Source organism: Pseudomonas sp. SCA2728.1_7 (assembly GCF_018138145.1).
GTDB classification, from domain to species: Bacteria; Pseudomonadota; Gammaproteobacteria; order Pseudomonadales; family Pseudomonadaceae; genus Aquipseudomonas; species Aquipseudomonas koreensis_A.
Map to the genome: position 1 here is coordinate 4,536,209 of NZ_CP073104.1, position 19,167 is coordinate 4,555,375.

Sequence of the window (19,167 nt, forward strand, 5' to 3'; positions counted from 1 at the left end):
TCCCGGAGGGAGAGGGAGCTGACCGTGTTGTTTTGGGGCCATACATCGACCTGAGATATCCAGTCGAACTCAGGTTTGAAAAGCCTGGAGATCTGCTCCCTTCCCCCTCTACCCCTTGGGGGCGGTCCGACGTTTCGGGAGGGCTGGGGTGAGGGGGTAGCGATCTAAAGCTCAAGCACCCGATCAACCAACGCCTCAATCTGCTCCTGCCTTTCCCCCTGATTCAACTTTGCATGGGGATTCAACGACGACCACTGCGGATGCGCCCGCGCCTTGTTCAGCGCTTCCGGCAACTTGCCCTCACGCCAGGTCTTGTCTTGGGGCGTGGCCACCTGAACCGCATCCATCGCCGCATGCCCGCGCTGATCCAGCGCCAACACCAACTGCCGCTGACGCAACGCCAACAGCCGCAGCACTCCGTCATCCACCGTCAACTCGCGCTGCCCTTTGATCTTGCCCAGCAAGCGACTGCCATAACTGCGCGCCGTCTGCAGCGCCCCCCCGGCAATCGCCCCCGCCAATGCCGCCGCGCCGAGGGTAATCCCGCCAACCAGCAGATCCACACCAGCCCCCGCCGCCGCACCGGCAGCAATACCGCCGCCCACGCGCACACCGAGTTGCTTGAGGGTTTCCGGGTTGAACAGGTCATCACCCCAACGCCCATCGAGCAATGGCAAATCACTCGCCGCCGCATCCTGCGGGCGAAACGCATACAGCTTGAGCAGCGCCTCAACACACTTCTGCTCACGCTGGCGCACAGCCTTGCGCAGTTCACTGATCGCTTGCTGTTCCTGCGCAGCTTCGCTGACCACACTGCGCCGACAAGCCGCGCAGTCGATCAGCAATTCAGCAATCAACCGCGCCGCACTTTGCTGGCGGGCGAGGCGCTGGGCCTGTTGATCAGCAATCAATCGTTCCAATTGCGGACGAGCATTTTCCAGCAGTAGCGCAAGGCTTTCATACAGCCGGCGCTCGCCATCCTCGGGCGGCGCGACGCTGTCGAAACGCACCAGCGCATGCAGCCCGAGCCGTGCCAGTGCCTCGCGCCAATCCGGCTCACGATGATTGGCACTGCTGACGAAATTCAGCACCGGCAGCAGCGGTTTGCCGCAACTGGCCAACACTTCGAGCTCATCGCGGTACTTGGCCAGCACCGGTTCGCGCGCATCGATCACATACAAACCGGCGTCCGAGGCGAGCAGTTGTCGCAGCACTTTGGCTTCCTGCTCAAAGCGCTGGCGCGCCTCGCTGCCGTCGAGAAACCGCGCTAGTCGCGCCGGGCCGTCGAGGCGTTCACCGGGGCGTTCCAGGCGTTCGAGAAAATCCAGCAGGGCGATGGCGTCTTCCAGGCCGGGCGTGTCGTAGAGGTCGAGCAACGGTTCGCCGTCCACCGACAACCGCGCGCCCTCGACATGCCGGGTAGTGCTCGGGCGATGGGACACTTCGCCAAAACCCACGTCGCGGGTCAGCGTGCGCAGCAGTGAGGTCTTGCCGACGTTGGTGTGGCCGACCACCGCGAGTTTCAGCGGCGCTTTCCTGGCATCAGTCATGACCCGTCTCCAACCAGTTCAACGGCGCGCAATCGGCAAACTTCAGATCAAGCTGTTGCAGCGCCACGTGCCAGTCGCCGAGACGCTCGGCATCCAGCGCTTCGCCGGGCGGCGCTTGCAGCAACCACACGCGGGTTTCGCCAGCGCTGCGCGCCAGTTCGGCGATCAAGGCGAGGCTGCCGCGATCCGGCGAGCGTCGCGGGTCGCAGGCAATGGCCAGACGTGCCGGTGGAAAACGGCTGAGTTGTTCGAGGAGTTTGTGCCGCGATTCGCGGCTGTCGAGGATGCCGGCGTTGCTGACGGTTTTCGGCAGCGCGGGCGGCCATGGGCGCTGCTCATCGAGTTCAATCGCGACCAACAACGCGCCTTCGCTAACCAGTTCGCCAACGCCGCTTTCGACACGGTGCAGTTGCGCCGGCTCAGGATCGTTGACGCCAAGGCGTTCGCTGGTCGGCATCAAGCGTTCGCGCAGTTGCGCGTAGCCGGGCAGGTTCAGCTCCAGACGCAATCGATCACGTCCATGCTTCCAGCGCCAACGGCAGAACAGCATCAGCAGCAGGCGGGGTAGCACGCCGTAGATCAGCACCGCGCCGACCAGCCATATCGCCCACATCTGGCGAACCAGAACGCGGTTGTAATCGGTATCCAGTGTCACGCGGATCATGTCCACGCTCGGCGCACTCCAGCCCAGCGCATGGGGAACGACCGTCAACGCATCAGTCAGTGCCGCGAAGAAGTCAGCGCCCAGCAGCGTGCTTTCCCAGATGAAGTCATATTGCCGAGTGGCCATCATCAATATCAGCATGCTCAGCGCGCTGAACATGATCAGCAGCCACAGGCCATTGACCAGTGAGCCAATCGCCCAGCGATTGAGTTTGTGGCGTTGCAGCAGGACCAGTAATGCGGGGGGTAATTGCGCGGCTTTGGCGTCCCGGGCAAATTTCTCGCTGAGCCACAGCCACAACCTGCCAAGCGCTGCCGCGTGTTCGCCAGCGAATAGCAGGCCGAATGCCCAGCTCAGCAACAGGATCAGATTGACCCCGAGCAAAGTGCCCAGCGCCCAGAAAATGTTCACCGCTCGCGTACCGTCGCCCAGCGCAGAAAATGCCATGCCTGCGCCAGTGACGCAGGCCAGCACCACCATCAATAGCAGTGCCAGACGCGCGCCTTGCAGCCAGTGTTTGAGGGCAGCCGTCAGTCCGTCACGTTCGGCCAGCCATAACGCCCGGCGCTGAATGCGGCTCGGCAGATCGCCGCCGGCCGTGCGCGCCAGTCGGTTGGCTTCCAGATCTTCCAGGGGGCCTGCGTGTTCTTCGCGCAGGCGCACGGTCTCGGTCAGCCAGAGGTTTTGCAGTGGAGTCAGTTCAGTCACGCGGCGTCCCGTCGCTTAAATGAGCGCTGAGCATAACCGCTGTGGCGCTTATCGGGGTAAGCGCGGCTCTGGTATCCTCGCCGGCATGACTAAATCACTCCCCCTCAGCCTGATCGCAGCCCTCGGTGAAAACCGCGTGATCGGCGTCGACAACAGCATGCCCTGGCACCTGCCGGGGGACTTCAAATACTTCAAGGCCACGACCTTGGGCAAGCCTATCATCATGGGTCGCAAGACCTGGGATTCGCTCGGTCGGCCATTGCCGGGGCGCTTGAACATTGTGGTCAGTCGTCAGGCCGGTCTGGTGCTCGAAGGTGCCGAGGTGTATCCGTCGCTGGAAGCTGCCGTGGTTCGCGCCGAAGAGTGGGCGAAAGCCCAAGGCGTCGATGAGCTGATGCTGATTGGCGGTGCGCAGTTGTATGCGCAAGGGCTGGCGCAGGCGGATCGTCTGTATCTGACGCGCGTGGCGTTGAGCCCGGAAGGGGATGCGTGGTTTCCGGAGTTTGATTTGGAGCAGTGGAAGCTGGTGTCGAATGTGCCGAATCCGGCTGAGGGCGACAAACCCGCGTACAACTTTGAGATTTGGGAAAAAGCCTAAAAGCATCGCGAGCAGGCTCACTCCTACAGGGGGAACGCATTCCAATTGTAGGAGTGAGCCTGCTCGCGATAGCGGTCTGTCAGGCGCTACTTAAGCCTGAGCCAACTCCGCATGCTCATCAGCATCCAGCAGCTCTTTATCGGTCTGCTGCATCACCTGACTGGTAATCGCACCAGCGGTAATCGAACCACTCACGTTCAACGCCGTACGGCCCATATCGATCAGCGGCTCAACCGAAATCAGCAACGCCACCAGTGACACCGGCAAACCCATCGCCGGCAGCACGATCAGCGCCGCGAACGTCGCGCCGCCACCGACCCCGGCCACGCCCGCCGAGCTCAACGTCACAATCGCCACCAGCGTCGCGATCCACAGCGGATCCAGCGGGTTGATGCCCACGGTCGGCGCAACCATCACTGCCAACATCGCCGGATACAGACCCGCGCAGCCGTTCTGGCCGATGGTCGCACCGAACGACGCGGCAAAACTCGCCACCGATTGCGGAATGCCCAGACGACGCGTCTGCGCTTCAATGCTCAGCGGAATGCTCGCGGCACTGGAACGGCTGGTGAACGCGAACGTCAGCACCGGCCAGATCTTGCGGAAGAAACGCAGCGGGTTGATCCCGGCCGCCGACACCAGCAAACCGTGCACGACAAACATCAGGCCCAGACCGAGGTACGACACGACGACAAAACTGCCGAGCTTGATGATGTCCTGCAGGTTGGAACCGGCGACCACTTTGGTCATCAGCGCCAACACGCCGTAAGGGGTCAGCTTCATCACCAGACGTACCAGACGCATCACCCAGGCTTGCAGGGTGTCGATGGCGTTGATCACTTTTTGACCTTTTTCGACGTCATCCTTGAGCAGTTGCAGCGCGGCAACCCCGAGGAATGCGGCGAAAATCACTACGCTGATGATCGAGGTCGGCTTGGCCCGTGCCAGATCGGCGAACGGGTTCTGCGGGATGAACGACAGCAGCAGTTGCGGCACATTCAGGTCGGCAACCTTGCCGGCGTAGTCAGTCTGAATGGTTTGCAGACGGGCCATTTCCTGGGTACCGGCGACCAGACCTTCAGCGGTGAGGCCGAACAGGTTGGTCAGGCCGATGCCGATCAGCGCGGCAATCGCGGTGGTGAACAGCAGGGTGCCGATGGTCAGGAAACTGATCTTGCCCAGCGACGAAGCATTGTGCAGGCGCGCCACGGCGCTGAGGATCGAGGCGAACACCAGCGGGATAACGATCATTTGCAGCAACTGCACGTAGCCGTTGCCGACCAGATCGAACCAGCCGATCGAGGCTTTCAGCACCGGGTTGCCGGCACCGTAAACGGTGTGCAGGGCCACGCCGAACGCGACGCCCATCGCCAGCGCGAGCAGGACTTTTTTCGCCAGGCTCCACGTGGTGTGGCGGGTTTGTGCCAGACCGAAGAGCAGGGCGAGGAACACCAGCAGATTGAGGATCAGCGGCAGATTCATGAAAACTCCGATAAGACTTGTGCCAGTCGCGTTCTTGGGCAACTGCGAACCGGCAAGCCTAACAGTTTGATTTGCAATGAATTAATACCAAAATCGCAGGTCGTCCGTCGTTTTTGGAATAAGGCTGTGTTGCTCTCGGCAATGCATCTGGCGCAATAGGGACGTGGGCGGTCGCTGACAGACGAGGACTGTCACACTTATTTGTTAGCGTCGATCTCTTTGAATCAGGGAGAAGAGGCTTATGAAGTTCGCACCGAAATTTCTGGCTGTCGCACTGGCTGTGGGCATGGGTCTGGCCACTCAGGCTTTCGCCACCGACCTGAAACACTGGCCGGCCGATCAGGCCAAAGCGCTGGACGCGATGATCGCGGCCAACGCCAACAAGGGTAACTACGCGGTGTTCGACATGGACAACACCAGTTACCGCTACGACCTCGAAGAGTCGTTGTTACCGTTCATGGAAAACAAGGGCCTGATCACCCGCGACAAACTCGATCCTTCCCTGAAACTGATGCCGTTCAAGGACACCGCCGACCATAAGGAAAGCCTGTTCAGTTACTACTATCGTCTTTGCGAAGTCGACGACATGGTCTGCTACCCATGGGTGGCGCAGGTGTTCTCCGGCTTCACCCTCAAGGAACTCAAAGGCTACGTCGACGAGCTGATGGCTTCGGGCAAACCGGTGCCCGCGACCTATTACGAAGGCGATGTGGTGAAGAAACTCGACGTCAATCCGCCGAAAATCTTCACCGGCCAGCAAGAGCTGTACAACAAGCTGATGGAGAACGGCATCGAGGTCTACGTGATGACCGCAGCCTCGGAAGAGCTGGTGCGCATGGTCGCGGCGGATCCGAAGTATGGCTACAACGTCAAACCGCAGAACGTCATTGGCGTGACCACGCTGCTGAAGAACCGCGAAACCAACGAACTGACCACTGCACGCAAGCAGATCACTGCTGGGAAGTATGACGAGAAGGCCAACCTTGGCCTGGAGTTGACGCCGTACCTGTGGACCCCAGCGACGTGGATGGCCGGCAAGCACGCGGCGATTCTCACCTACATCGACGAGTGGAAAAAACCGGTACTGGTTGGCGGCGATACCCCGACCAGTGACGGTTACATGCTGTTCCACGATGTTGACGTGGCCAAGGGCGGGATTCACTTGTGGATCAACCGCAAGGACAAGTACATGACGCAGTTGAACGGCATGATGGCCAAGCATGCGGCGGCGCAGGCCAAGGAAGGTTTGCCGGTGACGGCGGACAAGAACTGGGTGATCGTCAAGCCTGAAGAGATTTAGTAAGACCGGGTCGCTCCCATCGCGAGCAGGCTCACTCCTACAATTGGAATGCGTTCACCTGTAGGAGTGAGCCTGCTCGCGATGGGGCCCTCATGCTCACCAACAACTTTAGCCCGACAAAAAAATGCCCCGCACATTGGCGGGGCATTTTGTCTCGGCGATTTGACGCTTACAGCCCGTCGAGCATCGCTTTGTTACGCACAGCACCCTTGTCGGCACTGGTCGCCAGCAGGGCGTAGGCCTTCAGTGCGGTGGTCACTTTACGTGGACGCACTTCAACCGGTTTCCAGCCTTTCTTGTCCTGCTCGGCACGGCGTGCAGCCAGTTCTTCGTCGCTGACCAACAGGTTGATCGAGCGGTTCGGAATGTCGATCAGCACTTTGTCGCCGTCCTGCACCAGACCGATAGCGCCACCGGCGGCGGCTTCTGGCGAAGCGTGGCCGATGGACAGACCCGAAGTACCGCCAGAGAAACGCCCGTCGGTGAGCAACGCACAGGCTTTGCCCAGGCCTTTGGATTTCAGGTACGAAGTCGGGTAGAGCATTTCCTGCATGCCCGGGCCGCCTTTCGGGCCTTCGTAGCGAATGATGACGATGTCGCCAGCCTTCACTTCGTCAGCGAGGATGCCGCGTACGGCGCTGTCCTGGCTTTCGAAGATCTTCGCGTTGCCTTCGAAAACGTGAATCGACTCGTCAACACCGGCGGTTTTCACCACGCAGCCATCGAGGGCGATGTTGCCGTACAGCACGGCCAGGCCACCTTCTTGCGAATAGGCGTGCTCGAAGCTGCGGATGCAGCCGTTTTCACGGTCGTCATCCAAAGTTTCCCAGCGCGTCGACTGGCTGAACGCCGTCTGCGTCGGGATACCGGCAGGGCCGGCCTTGAAGAAGTGATGCACCGCTTCATCGGTGGTCTGGGTAATGTCCCATTTGGCGATGGCTTCTTCCATGCTGCGGCTGTGCACGGTCGGCAGGTCGGTGTGCAGCAAGCCGCCACGGGCCAGCGAACCGAGGATGCTGAAGATGCCGCCGGCGCGGTGTACGTCTTCCATGTGGTACTTCTGGATGTTCGGCGCGACTTTGCACAGCTGCGGAACGGTGCGCGAAAGACGATCGATGTCGCGCAGGTCGAAATCGATTTCCGCCTCTTGGGCAGCAGCGAGCAAGTGCAGGATGGTGTTGGTCGAACCGCCCATGGCGATGTCGAGCATCATCGCGTTCTCGAACGCCTTGAAGTTGGCAATGTTGCGCGGCAATACCGATTCGTCGTTCTCGCCGTAGTAGCGTTTGCACAGTTCGACGATGGTACGGCCGGCCTGCAGGAACAGCTGTTCGCGGTCGCTGTGGGTGGCGAGGGTCGAACCGTTGCCCGGCAATGCCAGGCCCAATGCTTCGGTCAGGCAGTTCATCGAGTTGGCGGTGAACATGCCGGAGCACGAACCGCACGTCGGGCAGGCACTGCGCTCGTACTCAGCGACTTTCTCGTCAGAAGCGCTTTCGTCGGCGGCGATTACCATGGCATCGACGAGGTCGAGACCGTGGGACGCGAGTTTGGTCTTGCCGGCTTCCATCGGGCCGCCGGAAACGAAGATCACCGGAATGTTCAGGCGCAAGGCAGCCATCAACATGCCCGGGGTGATCTTGTCGCAGTTGGAGATGCAGACGATGGCGTCGGCGCAGTGGGCGTTGACCATGTACTCGACGGAGTCGGCGATGATTTCGCGGCTCGGCAGCGAATACAGCATGCCGTCGTGACCCATGGCGATGCCGTCATCCACGGCGATGGTGTTGAATTCTTTCGCTACACCGCCAGCGCGTTCGATTTCGCGGGCGACCAGTTGGCCCAGATCCTTCAGGTGCACGTGACCCGGTACGAACTGGGTGAACGAGTTGGCAATCGCGATGATCGGCTTTTTGAAGTCGTCATCTTTCATCCCCGTGGCGCGCCACAATGCGCGGGCACCGGCCATGTTGCGGCCGTGGGTGGATGTTTTCGAGCGGTAATCTGGCATGGAGCACTCCGGGCGGCTAATCACTTACTAATCAGGTGCAAAAGGGGAGTGAGCTTCTATTGACGTCTGGAACACTCAGAAATGACCGTGTGTCCGTGAAGTTGCCGATGACGTTGCGGGATCGCCGCTGGTCTCAGCCTGAGCTCATAAACCCGCCGGGGGATGAATGGCGATGAATCAGCCGATTCTACACCGCTGGCGTCTGGAGGGAATGGCGCAAAGCATTGTTCCAGTGCAGACGGCGTGTGTGGGATGACGACCGGCGGGTTTAATCACCGCCGGTCTGTGCAACGACATTGGCCTCTACGTTTCTTGCGCGGCGGCTGAGCCTGTTGTTGAGCACCAGCGCTGTCGCGCTCAATAGCACAAAGCTGTAGCCCAGCGTTGATTGCAGATTGGTCGGACTGAGGCTGATCAATGCGCTGATAAGCCCGCCACAAATAAAGATGATCGTGCTGCCCGCCGAGGCCGAGGTGCCGGCGTTTTCAGGAAACAGGCCCATGGCCCGAGAGGTGGCAGCGGGACGGGCGATGGTGGTGCCCGCCGTGCAGATCAGCATCGGAATCAACACAGTGGCCGGCGCCAGCGCATGATTGGCCGCCAGGTACAGCATCGCCAGCCCCGACAGCAGTATCAGGCTCAGTCCGGTGAGGATTTGCTGAACCGGCGTGATGCGTCGATTGAGTACGGCGGCAAGGATGCCACCGACAACGTAGGCAGCGCCGTAAACCAGCAGGATCAGTGAAAAGTCATACGGCGCGAGCTGCAATTGATCCATGAAGATCAACGGCGAAATCACGATGAAGGAGAAGTGGCAGGCGAAGGCAAACGCTGAAATCAGCCAGTAGCCGACAAACTCGAAGTCCCCCAGCACGCGGCGGTAGGACTGAATGAAACCGAGCCGCACGCCACTGTTAGCCGGTCGGCTGTTCGGTAAAAACAGCCAGGCCTTGATCAGCACCATGGCGGACAGCGCGGTAAATACCCAGAAGCTGCCGCGCCAGCCGAGTGTGGCCTGGAGAAAGGTGCCGGCCAGCGGCGATACCGAGATGAAAATCCCGGTGGCGGTGACCATCAGAATCCGCAAACGATCGCGTTCCTCACCTTCGAACAGATCCTGCACCAGCGCCTGGGACAGCACGAAACATCCACAGCCCAAGGCCTGCATCACTCGAAAGACCAGGAACAGCGAGTAATCGGAGGTCATCACGCAACCGAGCGCGCCAAGCATCGATACGCTCATGCCGGCGAGTAACAAGCCCTTGCGCCCGATCACGTCCGAGAGTGGGCCGATCAGGACCTGAGCAAATGCGATCCCCACGGCGAACAGACTGATTGACAGTGCGATGTCTGCCGGTGAATGGCGAAAGTGCGTCGCCAGTGCCGGAAAGGAAGGAAGTAGCACATCCAGTGGAAACACGCCCAACAGCACCATGGCCAGTAACAGGCTGACAGCGGCGCGGCGCTGTCGAGTGGTTGCCACGGATTTTCCTTTATCCATCGATCAGTCCTGCCTTGGCGAAAAGTTTCTGGTTATGGGGAAGGGCAAAAAAACCGGCCTTGCGCAGTGCATCCAGCGTAGCGATGGAACCTGATCGTGCACGCGCACGATTGGCGTGCACCGTTGCCATGCTGCCGACAATTTCCATCACGTCGCTGTCAGCAATGCCGGCTCCACGCAAGCTCTGTTGTAGCCAGCGTTCGTCCGCCTCGAAAAAAATCCCGATGATTTCCAGCAGTGTTCTGCTCGCAAAGGTGCGCTGGCGGCTGTTCATCGACAGCCAGAAGTAATGGAACGCTTCGGCGAAGTAGCGACTGTGGCGGGCTTCGTCGGCCAGATGGTCACGCAGCATGTCGTTGACGCTGGACACCAGACTGTCTCGGCAGACGTCCAGCAGCTCCCGGGCAATGATGGTTTCCGAGACGAAACCCAGCAGAAACCATGCCAGTGCCCGGCTCTTTTCTGGCGTGCGGGCAATCAGCGCATTCAGGCGGGTGATGCGCTGCGGAGTCGCCGGCCGTCCGGTGATTCCATAGAAATTGGCGATCTGCTCAGCGAGCCGATTGGAGAACAGCGCGTGGTAACCCTCGTCGGTGTAGAGCTGCAGCGCCGCGTGCTTCATCGGCAGAGGCACATAAATGGGCAGTTCGCGGTGCACGATGACTTCCACGGCACGATTGACGATGCGGTGTTCGAGCAGGGTGGTGTAATCGAGAAAGTGCACCAGGTGGTTGGCTGACAGCCGGTGCAATACATCGCGCCCCGCCGCCTGAATGGCCGGATGTGCCAGATAAGGCAGAAACGCCGGTGGAAACCAATGGCGGGTTTGCAGTTGCAGCGGCACATCGTCGGGCAATTGATAATCATGGGTACTGCTGCGCACGGAGGCACGGCTGTCCCAGTCTCCCAGGGTGAATTTGAGCGCCCAGGACACCGGTGCTTGATCTGCGTCGGTAATCGACTGGGTCATGCTGACCTCTCGTGCAACAGTTCGCGCATTTCGTGACACATCACTTGCCCGTCGCTTTCTCCGCAGCCAACAAAAAACAGCGGTTGTTCAGCGCTGCCTTCGATATTGAGGAGTGCTTCGACCTGCTGGTCGGCAAACGCGCCGGTCAGCCAGGTATTGAGGCCCAGTGCTGTGGCGACCAACTGGAAGGTTTGCGACAGGTGACCGGCCTCGACGAAGGCCATGCGATAGGCGCGCGAGTGTTCGTACTTCCACCAGAGCCGGTCAAAACGGGGGTGATGAACAACCCCAGCGGCAGGTTGTTGATGAAATGCTGACCGCCGAGCAGGTGGCCCAGCGCTGGTTCAGGTAATGGACTGACCCGGCTCAAGGTATGGTCGGCCGGATGATAGACATAGATGCCGGGATCCAGGCCGTCGACGTTCTGCACCAGCAGGAAGCCTTCGCAAGCGTTCAGGCCGCCGGCGGAAGGACTGCTGCGACGAGCGCTGAGTCCGACGGCGATACTGTCGTCGCGATCATTGTCACGTTCGTGGAGATAACCGAGGGAAAGGTAGAGCAGGGTACCGACGTCATTCAGCGTTATTGCTGCGCCTGTGTAGCTGCGGCAGGTTTTGCGCTGGAGCAGAACATTTCCAAGGCTGTTGTCATTCAATGCGCACGGCGCGGGCAGGGCGATACGCTGCTCGGGTGCGGGCGTCGGGCGGGCTGTAGTGGGCTGAGGGGTGGCCAGTACCTCGTTGCAGTGCGCCAGATATTGTCTGGACCACTCGTGAATATTCTGTGGGGTCTGTTCGCAGGGAATGTTTTGCGTGCCGATGTGATAAATCTTCGACAGTTCATCCCAACCCCATTGCGGACTGTCTATTTTTGAAATGGTTAGAATGCCCGCGCTTAATAGTTGTGTGTCTATTATGTTGTGGGTGTCGAAAAGTTTCGGGTTGTGGATTAGTTGTGCAAGTCGATTGGCATAATTCAGATCGAGTTCATGCTGAGTATGGTTTTTATAGTTCCACACAATTTGCCCGGGTGAGCGCGGCAATATAAATAAGTAAGGGTTGATGTACATATCTGTCAGTTCACTCTGGAAAAAGTCAAAAGGACGCCGGGATGCCGGCACTTCCCAGCGTCCTGACTTACTTAGCGGGCTTTAGGGGCAACCAGAAAAGCCAGGTTCGCGATTTTTTTACTTTCCAGAGAAATACTTTTCATGATGTGAACTCCTTGTTCATTGATGGTTGAAGTCACCTCGTGGTGACAACTTCATAATAGTTTGTAATGGATTATTGGCAAGAGGATATTAGGTAGGAAATTTCCAGTATTTTTGTCGGAGCAGTCTTTAGTCGGAAATAAACTTGTAGGGAAAGTTTCAGCAATTAAAAGACGTAAGGAAATATCCTGCACGTTAACGCGAAAATAATTGTAGGAAGTGTTGGGGGATAACGAAGAGGCAGGGCAGCGTGCAAAAAAAAGGGAGCCTGCTGGCTCCCCTCTTATCCGCGTGTATCAGCTGTTGGGCAGCAGGCGGCAGGTGATGCTCTTGATGTAGCGCGTTTCGGCGATGGCCGGGTGCACGGGGTGATCCGGGCCCTGACCGCCACGCTCGAGCAACTGGATGTTGCGATCCAGGTGACGGGCGCTGGTCAGCAGGATGTTCTGCAGGTCATCTTCCGGCAGGTGCATCGAGCATGATGCGCTAACCAGGATGCCGTCCTTGTTGAGCAGGCGCATGGCTTGCTCGTTCAGGCGGCGGTAGGCGCCTTCGCCGTTTTTCATGTCTTTCTTGCGTTTGATGAATGCCGGCGGATCGGCAACGATCACGTCGAAGCGTTCTTCGCTGGCTTTCAATTCTTTCAGCGCTTCGAAAACGTCGCCTTCGATGCAGGTCATCTTGTCGGCGAAGCCGTTCAGCGCTGCGTTGCGCTCAACGCCATCGAGGGCGAAAGCCGAGGCATCGACGCAGAACACTTCGCTGGCGCCGAATGCGGCAGCCTGTACGCCCCAACCACCAATGTAGCTATAGAGGTCAAGGACGCGTTTGCCTTTGGCGTAAGGGGCCAGGCGGGCGCGGTTCATGCGGTGGTCGTAGAACCAGCCGGTTTTCTGACCCTGAATGACCGGGGCTTCGAACTTCACGCCGTTCTCTTCCAGCGCCACCCACTCCGGCACCAGGCCGAACACGGTTTCGACGTAGCGGTTGAGGCCTTCAGCATCACGGGCCGCGGAGTCGTTCTTGAACAGAATGCCGCTTGGCTTGAGCACTTGGGTCAATGCCGCGATCACGTCAACTTTATGTGCTTCCATGGTCGCCGAGGCGATCTGCACCACAAGGATGTCGCCGAAACGGTCAACGACCAGGCCTGGCAGCAAGTCGGAATCGCCGTAGACCAGACGATAGAACGGCTTGTCGAACAGACGCTCGCGCAGCGACAAAGCGACGTTCAGGCGATGCACCAGCAGCGACTTGTCCAGCGACAGCTTGATGTCGCGCGACAGCAGGCGAGCGCAGATCAGGTTGTTCGGGCTCACCGCCACGATGCCCAGCGGTTTGCCGCCGGCAGCTTCGAGGATGGCTTGATCGCCGGCCTGGAAGCCGTGCAAAGGGGTGGCGGCTACATCGATTTCGTTGCTGTAGACCCACAGGTGACCGGCGCGCAGGCGACGGTCGGCGTTGGCTTTGAGGCGCAAGCTAGGCAGGGACATGACGTCGCTCCGGAAAAAAGAGCGGGAGTATAGCGTGTTGCGACTTGTGTCGGGTTTGATGAGCGATGAAACGCTGATGGCCCCTTCGCGAGCAGGCTCGCTCCCACAAAGGGCTTGTGACCGACACAAGACCAATGTGGGAGCGAGCCTGCTCGCGAATGCGGTCCCCAATGCTACGCCAACAGTGCGTCGATCAGCTCTTTGTTGAACGCCGGAATATCATCCGGCTGACGGCTGCTGATCAGGTGACCGTCCTTGACCACTTCCTTGTCGACCCAATTGGCCCCGGCATTTACCAGGTCATCCTTGAGCGTCTTGTAACTGGTCATGGTTTTGCCGTTGACCAGCCCCGCCGAGATCAACAACCAGCCGCCATGGCAGATCACTGCAATCGGTTTTCCGGCAGACGCGCCAGTCTTGACCAGATGCTGGGCGTCCTGGTCGATGCGAATGGTGTCGGAGTTCTGCACGCCGCCCGGCAGGACGATCGCGTCGTACTGTTCGCTGCTGGCGCTCTGGAAGGTCTGATCGACCTTGAAATCATCCGCCGGCTTGTCGTGATTCCAGCCTTTGACCTTGCCGGCCTCGGTGGAAAGGATGTCGACTTGGGCGCCGGCTTGCTCCAACGCTTGCTTGGGACCGGTCAGTTCGACCTGCTCGAAACCGTCTGTTACCAAAAAAGCGACGCGCTTGCCGTTGAGGGAAGTGGCCATCGATAAGCTCCTGAGTCTGTGGGAGTTTGCCGCCGCAAGGGATCGGAGTGATCCGTTGGGCATTACAGATTCCGAAGCCGTGGCCTGAATGAAAGTTCCTGACAATTGCCCACTGGTGTGTCGTCGCGCGGTTTTTAGAGGTTAGAATCGCCGCCTGTCCCAGAGTGTGTACTTATGTCCCAAGAGCTGACCACCGAACAGATTCAACAATCGCTGCAAGGCATCAGTGTGCCTGCGCAACCGCAGATCATGGTGGATCTGCAAATGGAGCAGTACATGCCCGACCCCGACCTGGAGGTGATCGCCAAACTGATCGCCCAGGATCCAGGGTTGTCCGGCTCGCTGCTGAAAATCGTCAACTCGCCGTATTACGGTCTGAGCAACAAGATCACCTCGATTCAGCGCGCAGTGAACCTGCTGGGCAGCCGATCGATCATCAACCTGATCAACGCGCAGTCGATCAAGGGCGAGATGAACGACGACACCATCGTCACCCTCAACCGTTTCTGGGACACCGCCCAGGACGTGGCGATGACCTGTCTGACGCTGGCCAAACGTATCGGTACTCAAGCCGGCGACGAGGCTTACGCCTTGGGTCTGTTCCACGATTGCGGCGTGCCGTTGATGTTGCAGCGGTTCCCCAATTACATGACGGTTCTGGAAAAGGCCTACGCCAATGCCGGCGCCGAATGTCGCGTAGTGGACACTGAGAACAGCGAGTTCAACACCAACCACGCCGTGGTCGGCTACTACACCGCCAAGTCCTGGCGCTTGCCGGAACACGTCAGTGCGGCGATCGCCAATCACCACAACGCCTTGGCAATTTTCAGCGATGAGTCTTCGCGCAACAGCCAGATGAAAAACCTGCTGGCGATCCTGAAAATGGCCGAACACATTTGCGCTTCGTATCGCGTGCTGGGCAACCAGACCGAAGATTTCGAATGGAACGCCGTCGGGCCGTTGGTACTCGACTATGTAGGGCTGTCGGATTACGACTTCGAAACCCTCAAACAAACGATCCGCGACCTCGGCGCGCATTGATTCGAGGACGCTATGCCTGAACTGCCGGAAGTCGAAACCACCCGTCGCGGGATTGCTCCGCATCTGGAAGGCCAGCGCGTCAGTCGGGTGATCGTGCGTGATCGGCGCCTGCGCTGGCCGATCCCGGAAGACCTCGATGTGCGCCTGTCGGGGCAGCGCATCGTGCTGGTCGAGCGTCGTGCCAAGTACCTGTTGATCAACGCCGAAGTCGGCACGTTGATCAGTCATTTGGGCATGTCGGGCAACTTGCGTCTGGTCGAGGTCGGCTTGCCGGCGCTCAAGCATGAACATGTCGATATCGAGCTGGAATCGGGGCTGGCCCTGCGCTACACCGATCCGCGACGGTTCGGCGCGATGTTGTGGAGCAATGATCCACTCAATCATGAACTGCTGATTCGTCTCGGCCCGGAACCACTGACCGATCTGTTCGATGGCGAGCGCTTGTTCCAGCTGTCGCGCGGGCGTTCGATGGCGGTCAAGCCGTTCATCATGGACAACGCAGTGGTCGTGGGCGTCGGCAATATCTACGCGACCGAAGCGCTGTTTGCTGCCGGGATCGACCCGCGTCGCGAGGCGGGAGGGATTTCCCGGGGGCGATACCTGAAACTGGCGATCGAGATCAAACGCATTCTTGCCGCTGCCATTGAGCGAGGCGGTACGACGTTGCGTGATTTCATCGGCGGTGACGGTCAGCCGGGTTATTTCCAGCAGGAGCTGTTTGTCTATGGCCGTGGCGGCGAACACTGCAAGGTCTGTGGCACCGGGCTGCGGGAAGTGAAGCTGGGCCAGCGTGCCAGTGTGTTCTGCCCGCGCTGCCAGAGCTGAGGCAAAAAGCTGAAAAAGTCCTACGGTCTATAGTGAGTTGTCTCACTGTTCAGCCCGAAGGATCGTGCCATGAAATCCTTGCAAGCCCTCTTTGCTGCGCTGCTGCTGTGTTCCAGTCTGGCTGTTCAGGCCACGGAAAACGGCAGCGGTGACCCGCGCTACACCATCCAGAATCCACCGGCCTACGCGATGATCGGCGACTTGCTGATTGCCCGACCTTTATTGGTGGTGGCGACGGTGATCGGTGCGGGGGCGTTTGTCGTGTCGTTGCCGTTTACCGCACTGGGTGGCGGGATTGGCGATGCCGGGCAGGCGTTGGTGGTCGATCCGGCGAAGGCCGCTTTTGTGCGGTGCCTGGGGTGTATCGGGGAAGGGTTTGAGCAGCGCGAGTGAGCTGATCAGGGTTTAACTGTGAGGCTGACGGCCTCATCGCGAGCAGGCTCACTCCTACAATTGAAATGCGTTCCAATGTAGGAGTGAGCCTGCTCGCGATGGCGTCGGTACAGGCGCTGAAAAATCAGGCCTTGCCGGTAATCTTGCGGTACTTCTCCATCAACTGTTCTTCAGTCTCCGGATGCGCCTCGTCCAGCGGAATGCAATCCACCGGGCAGACCTGTTGGCACTGTGGTTCGTCGTAGTGGCCGACGCACTGGGTGCACAGGTTGGGGTCGATCACGTAGATCTCTTCGCCCTGGGAGATGGCGGCGTTCGGGCACTCGGGTTCGCAGACGTCGCAGTTGATGCAATCGTCGGTGATGATCAGGGACATGCTAACTCCAGCCGGGGCGGCAGGCCCGGGCGCTATAAATCAATGCGCGCAATTGTGCCGCATTGGCGCGCGCAGTGCACGCTGCTGCGATCAAGGGCTGTAATCAACAGCCAGGATCGCAGCCCGAGCCTTCGGCAGCTCCTACTTTTTAAAGCGTAGGGTCAGCGCGTCAGCCACGGCCGGGTGGACGAACTTGCTGATATCGCCGCCCAGCGCAGCAATTTCCCGTACCAGCGTCGAGGAAATGAACGAATAACGCTCGGACGGGGTGAGAAACAGACTCTCCACATCCGGGGCCAACTGGCGGTTCATGTTGGCCAGCTGGAATTCGTATTCGAAGTCCGACACCGCACGCAAACCACGCAGGAACACGTTGGCGTTCTGCTCTTTGGCGAAATGCGCCAGCAGTGTCGAGAAGCCGACCACTTCCACGTTCGGCAGGTGTTTGGTGACCTCGCGAGCCAGTTCGACCCGTTGTTCCAGCGGGAACAGCGGGTTTTTCTTCGGGCTGGCAGCGACCGCAATGATCACGTGGTCGAACAGGCGCGAGGCGCGTTCGACCAGATCGCCATGGCCCTTGGTAATAGGGTCGAAGGTACCTGGGTACAACACTCGGTTCATCGCGTCGTCCTGGCGGGAGTCCGTTGGGGAGTCGGATGGTATCGCAGCCGTCCCGGTCGGCCAAGTCGCCTGTTGGGTAAGAAAGCACTATAGACGATGGCAATAATCGGTTTTTTCACGGGTTTCTCAGCCGATCGACGAGGGATGTCGCCAGTTGCGCAGTGAGGCCATACACCGACAGCTGCGGGTTGGCGCCAATGCTGGTGGGGAACAGCGAGCCGTCGTGGATCGACAGATTAGCCAGTTGATGATGCCGTCCGAGACTGTCGGTGACCGCGCTTTTCGGGTCTTCGCCCATCGCGCAGCCGCCCATGACATGCGCGCTGCCCAACCGAGTGCGGTACAGCTCAAGGCTCAAACCGTCGATCAGCGTGCGCGCTTCGGCCAAAGTTTTTACGTAACGGGCGTCGGCGTGCATCGGCATTACCGATTTCGCACCGCCGGCGAACTGGATTTCGGCCATGACCTGAAAGGCCCGGCGCAGGCCTTCCCAGGCGTAGGGCGAAACCTGATAGTCGAGCACCGGCGAACCATCGCCACGTAATTCGACTGCACCGCCCGTGCTGTCCGGGTGAAATCCATCACGCAGCAAGGCCAGCATGGCGTGGGTGTGTGGCAGGTCAGCCATGTGTTGCGCGCTTTCCTCGCCAAAGCCGCCGAGCAGGGTGGCCGCCAGTGCCGGGTGCAGCGGTGGTACTTCAAGTTTGAAGGCCATCGGCCCGGTGGTGCCGTCCTTCCACTGGAAATGGTCGGAATAGATTGACTGCGGCGCCCCGTAAAACGGGTTGATGACTTCGTCGAAGCGCGCGGCGGACATGTTCACCGGGTGCAGGAAGGTACGTTTCCCCAGGGTTTTATGCGGGTCCGGAGCGTCCGAACGCAGCAACAGCGCCGGGCTGTTGATACCACCGCCGGCCAATACGTAATGCCGCGCCTTGACGCTGATCGTGCGCCCGGTCGGTTCGACGCAGCGCTCATCCATCGCCACGCATTGCAGGCCAGTGACTTTGTCGCCGTTGATCAGCAGTTTCTCCGCGCGAGCGAGATAAAGCAGCTCGCCGCCCTTTTCCAGGGTCGCCGGAATGGTCGTGACCATCATCGATTGCTTGGCGTTGGTCGGGCAGCCCATGCCGCAATAGCCGAGGTTCCAGCAGCCGCGCACATTGCGCGGGATCACGTGCCAGCTGTAACCGAGGTGTTCGCAGCCTTTGCGGATCACATCGTTGTTGGCATTGGGCGGGACCATCCACGGCGCGACGCCGAGGCGTTGTTCCATTTTCTCGAACCACGGCGCCATCTCGGCGGGGCTATGGCCTTTGACGTTGTGTTCTTTGGCCCAGTGCTCGAGGGTCGGCTCCGGGGTGCGGAAACTCGATGTCCAGTTGATCAGCGTGGTACCACCGACCGCGCGCCCCTGCAGGATGGTGATCGCGCCGTCCTTGCTCATGCGGCCGATGCCTTCCTGATAGAGGCTGCTATAGGCCTGGTCTTCAAGCATTTTGAAATCGGAGCTGGTTTTCAGTGGGCCTTCTTCGATCAGCAGGACTTTGTAGCCGGCAGCGCTGAGGATTTCCGCCGTGGTGCCGCCACCGGCGCCGCTGCCGATGATCGCCACGTCGGCCTCAAGGGTGAGGTCGTCGCTCAACTGTGCGCCGTTGTAGGTTTTCCAGCCTCGGGCGAGGCCTTCGCGGAACGGGTCGGGTACGGGCAT

General features: G+C 59.7%; 16 protein-coding genes and 1 pseudogene. 5 read left to right on the forward strand and 12 right to left on the reverse strand.

Annotation, left to right across the window (positions count from 1 at the left end):
• Positions 1 to 164 precede the first annotated feature (164 nt).
• Positions 165 to 1,550, reverse strand: coding sequence for a GTPase/DUF3482 domain-containing protein (locus KBP52_RS20200; RefSeq protein ID WP_212620831.1), 1,386 nt, complete (start codon positions 1,548 to 1,550; stop codon positions 165 to 167).
• Positions 1,543 to 2,922 (reverse strand): DUF2868 domain-containing protein, encoded by a 1,380-nt coding sequence (locus KBP52_RS20205; RefSeq protein ID WP_212620832.1) that lies wholly within the window; start codon positions 2,920 to 2,922, stop codon positions 1,543 to 1,545. Before KBP52_RS20205 ends, KBP52_RS20200 begins: the two co-directional genes overlap by 8 nt.
• 85 nt (positions 2,923 to 3,007) lie before the next feature.
• Between KBP52_RS20205 and KBP52_RS20210 the strand changes: the two genes are divergently transcribed.
• Positions 3,008 to 3,520 carry a dihydrofolate reductase gene (locus KBP52_RS20210; RefSeq protein WP_077575035.1) on the forward strand — a complete coding sequence of 171 codons (513 nt, stop codon included), beginning with the start codon at positions 3,008 to 3,010 and terminating at the stop codon, positions 3,518 to 3,520.
• A 90-nt stretch (positions 3,521 to 3,610) separates the two neighbouring features.
• Here KBP52_RS20210 and KBP52_RS20215 read toward each other — a convergent pair whose 3' ends face one another.
• Complete coding sequence (locus KBP52_RS20215; RefSeq protein WP_116028425.1) at positions 3,611 to 5,002, reverse strand: L-cystine transporter; 1,392 nt, start codon at positions 5,000 to 5,002, stop codon at positions 3,611 to 3,613.
• Positions 5,003 to 5,243: 241 nt separating this feature from the next.
• Here KBP52_RS20215 and KBP52_RS20220 point away from each other — a divergent pair, with 241 nt between their 5' ends.
• Complete coding sequence (locus KBP52_RS20220; RefSeq protein ID WP_212620833.1) at positions 5,244 to 6,302, forward strand: haloacid dehalogenase-like hydrolase; 1,059 nt, start codon at positions 5,244 to 5,246, stop codon at positions 6,300 to 6,302.
• Positions 6,303 to 6,471: 169 nt separating this feature from the next.
• On the opposite strand, the gene ilvD is transcribed toward KBP52_RS20220, so the two are convergent.
• From ilvD to KBP52_RS20250, 6 genes and pseudogenes are all read right to left on the reverse strand, one after another.
• The gene (ilvD, locus tag KBP52_RS20225) at positions 6,472 to 8,313 is read right to left on the reverse strand and encodes a dihydroxy-acid dehydratase (protein ID WP_077574927.1); all 1,842 of its coding nucleotides are present in this window, start codon (positions 8,311 to 8,313) and stop codon (positions 6,472 to 6,474) included.
• Positions 8,314 to 8,581: 268 nt separating this feature from the next.
• The gene (locus KBP52_RS20230; RefSeq protein ID WP_212620834.1) at positions 8,582 to 9,814 is read right to left on the reverse strand and encodes a multidrug effflux MFS transporter; all 1,233 of its coding nucleotides are present in this window, start codon (positions 9,812 to 9,814) and stop codon (positions 8,582 to 8,584) included.
• Positions 9,807 to 10,784 carry a diiron oxygenase gene (locus KBP52_RS20235; RefSeq protein ID WP_077574925.1) on the reverse strand — a complete coding sequence of 326 codons (978 nt, stop codon included), beginning with the start codon at positions 10,782 to 10,784 and terminating at the stop codon, positions 9,807 to 9,809. Before KBP52_RS20235 ends, KBP52_RS20230 begins: the two co-directional genes overlap by 8 nt.
• A pseudogene (locus KBP52_RS20240) lies at positions 10,781 to 11,853 on the reverse strand (SagB family peptide dehydrogenase). Before KBP52_RS20240 ends, KBP52_RS20235 begins: the two are co-directional and overlap by 4 nt.
• 437 nt (positions 11,854 to 12,290) lie before the next feature.
• Positions 12,291 to 13,487, reverse strand: coding sequence for a class I SAM-dependent rRNA methyltransferase (locus KBP52_RS20245; protein WP_212620835.1), 1,197 nt, complete (start codon positions 13,485 to 13,487; stop codon positions 12,291 to 12,293).
• A gap of 173 nt (positions 13,488 to 13,660) precedes the next feature.
• Positions 13,661 to 14,200, reverse strand: a complete 540-nt coding sequence (locus KBP52_RS20250) for a type 1 glutamine amidotransferase domain-containing protein (RefSeq protein ID WP_212620836.1) — start codon at positions 14,198 to 14,200, stop codon at positions 13,661 to 13,663.
• 228 nt (positions 14,201 to 14,428) lie between these two features.
• Here KBP52_RS20250 and KBP52_RS20255 point away from each other — a divergent pair, with 228 nt between their 5' ends.
• The 3 genes from KBP52_RS20255 to KBP52_RS20265 all read left to right on the forward strand — a co-directional run bounded on the left by KBP52_RS20255 (position 14,429) and on the right by KBP52_RS20265 (position 16,459).
• Positions 14,429 to 15,241 (forward strand): HDOD domain-containing protein, encoded by an 813-nt coding sequence (locus KBP52_RS20255; protein ID WP_177412531.1) that lies wholly within the window; start codon positions 14,429 to 14,431, stop codon positions 15,239 to 15,241.
• A 12-nt stretch (positions 15,242 to 15,253) separates the two neighbouring features.
• On the forward strand, positions 15,254 to 16,066 hold the full coding sequence (gene mutM, locus KBP52_RS20260) for a bifunctional DNA-formamidopyrimidine glycosylase/DNA-(apurinic or apyrimidinic site) lyase (RefSeq protein ID WP_007913582.1): 813 nt from the start codon (positions 15,254 to 15,256) through the stop codon (positions 16,064 to 16,066).
• Between the two features lie 69 nt (positions 16,067 to 16,135).
• Entirely contained in the window at positions 16,136 to 16,459 is a 324-nt protein-coding gene (locus KBP52_RS20265) for a multidrug transporter (RefSeq protein WP_123593586.1), read from the forward strand.
• Positions 16,460 to 16,583: 124 nt separating this feature from the next.
• Here the strand turns inward: KBP52_RS20265 and KBP52_RS20270 are convergent, their stop codons facing one another.
• The 3 genes from KBP52_RS20270 to KBP52_RS20280 form a co-directional block, all read right to left on the reverse strand.
• Positions 16,584 to 16,835 (reverse strand): YfhL family 4Fe-4S dicluster ferredoxin, encoded by a 252-nt coding sequence (locus tag KBP52_RS20270; RefSeq protein WP_003195146.1) that lies wholly within the window; start codon positions 16,833 to 16,835, stop codon positions 16,584 to 16,586.
• Between the two features lie 141 nt (positions 16,836 to 16,976).
• The gene (gene coaD, locus KBP52_RS20275; protein ID WP_003229157.1) at positions 16,977 to 17,456 is read right to left on the reverse strand and encodes a pantetheine-phosphate adenylyltransferase; all 480 of its coding nucleotides are present in this window, start codon (positions 17,454 to 17,456) and stop codon (positions 16,977 to 16,979) included.
• A 115-nt stretch (positions 17,457 to 17,571) separates the two neighbouring features.
• The gene (locus tag KBP52_RS20280; RefSeq protein WP_212620837.1) at positions 17,572 to 19,167 is read right to left on the reverse strand and encodes a GMC family oxidoreductase; all 1,596 of its coding nucleotides are present in this window, start codon (positions 19,165 to 19,167) and stop codon (positions 17,572 to 17,574) included.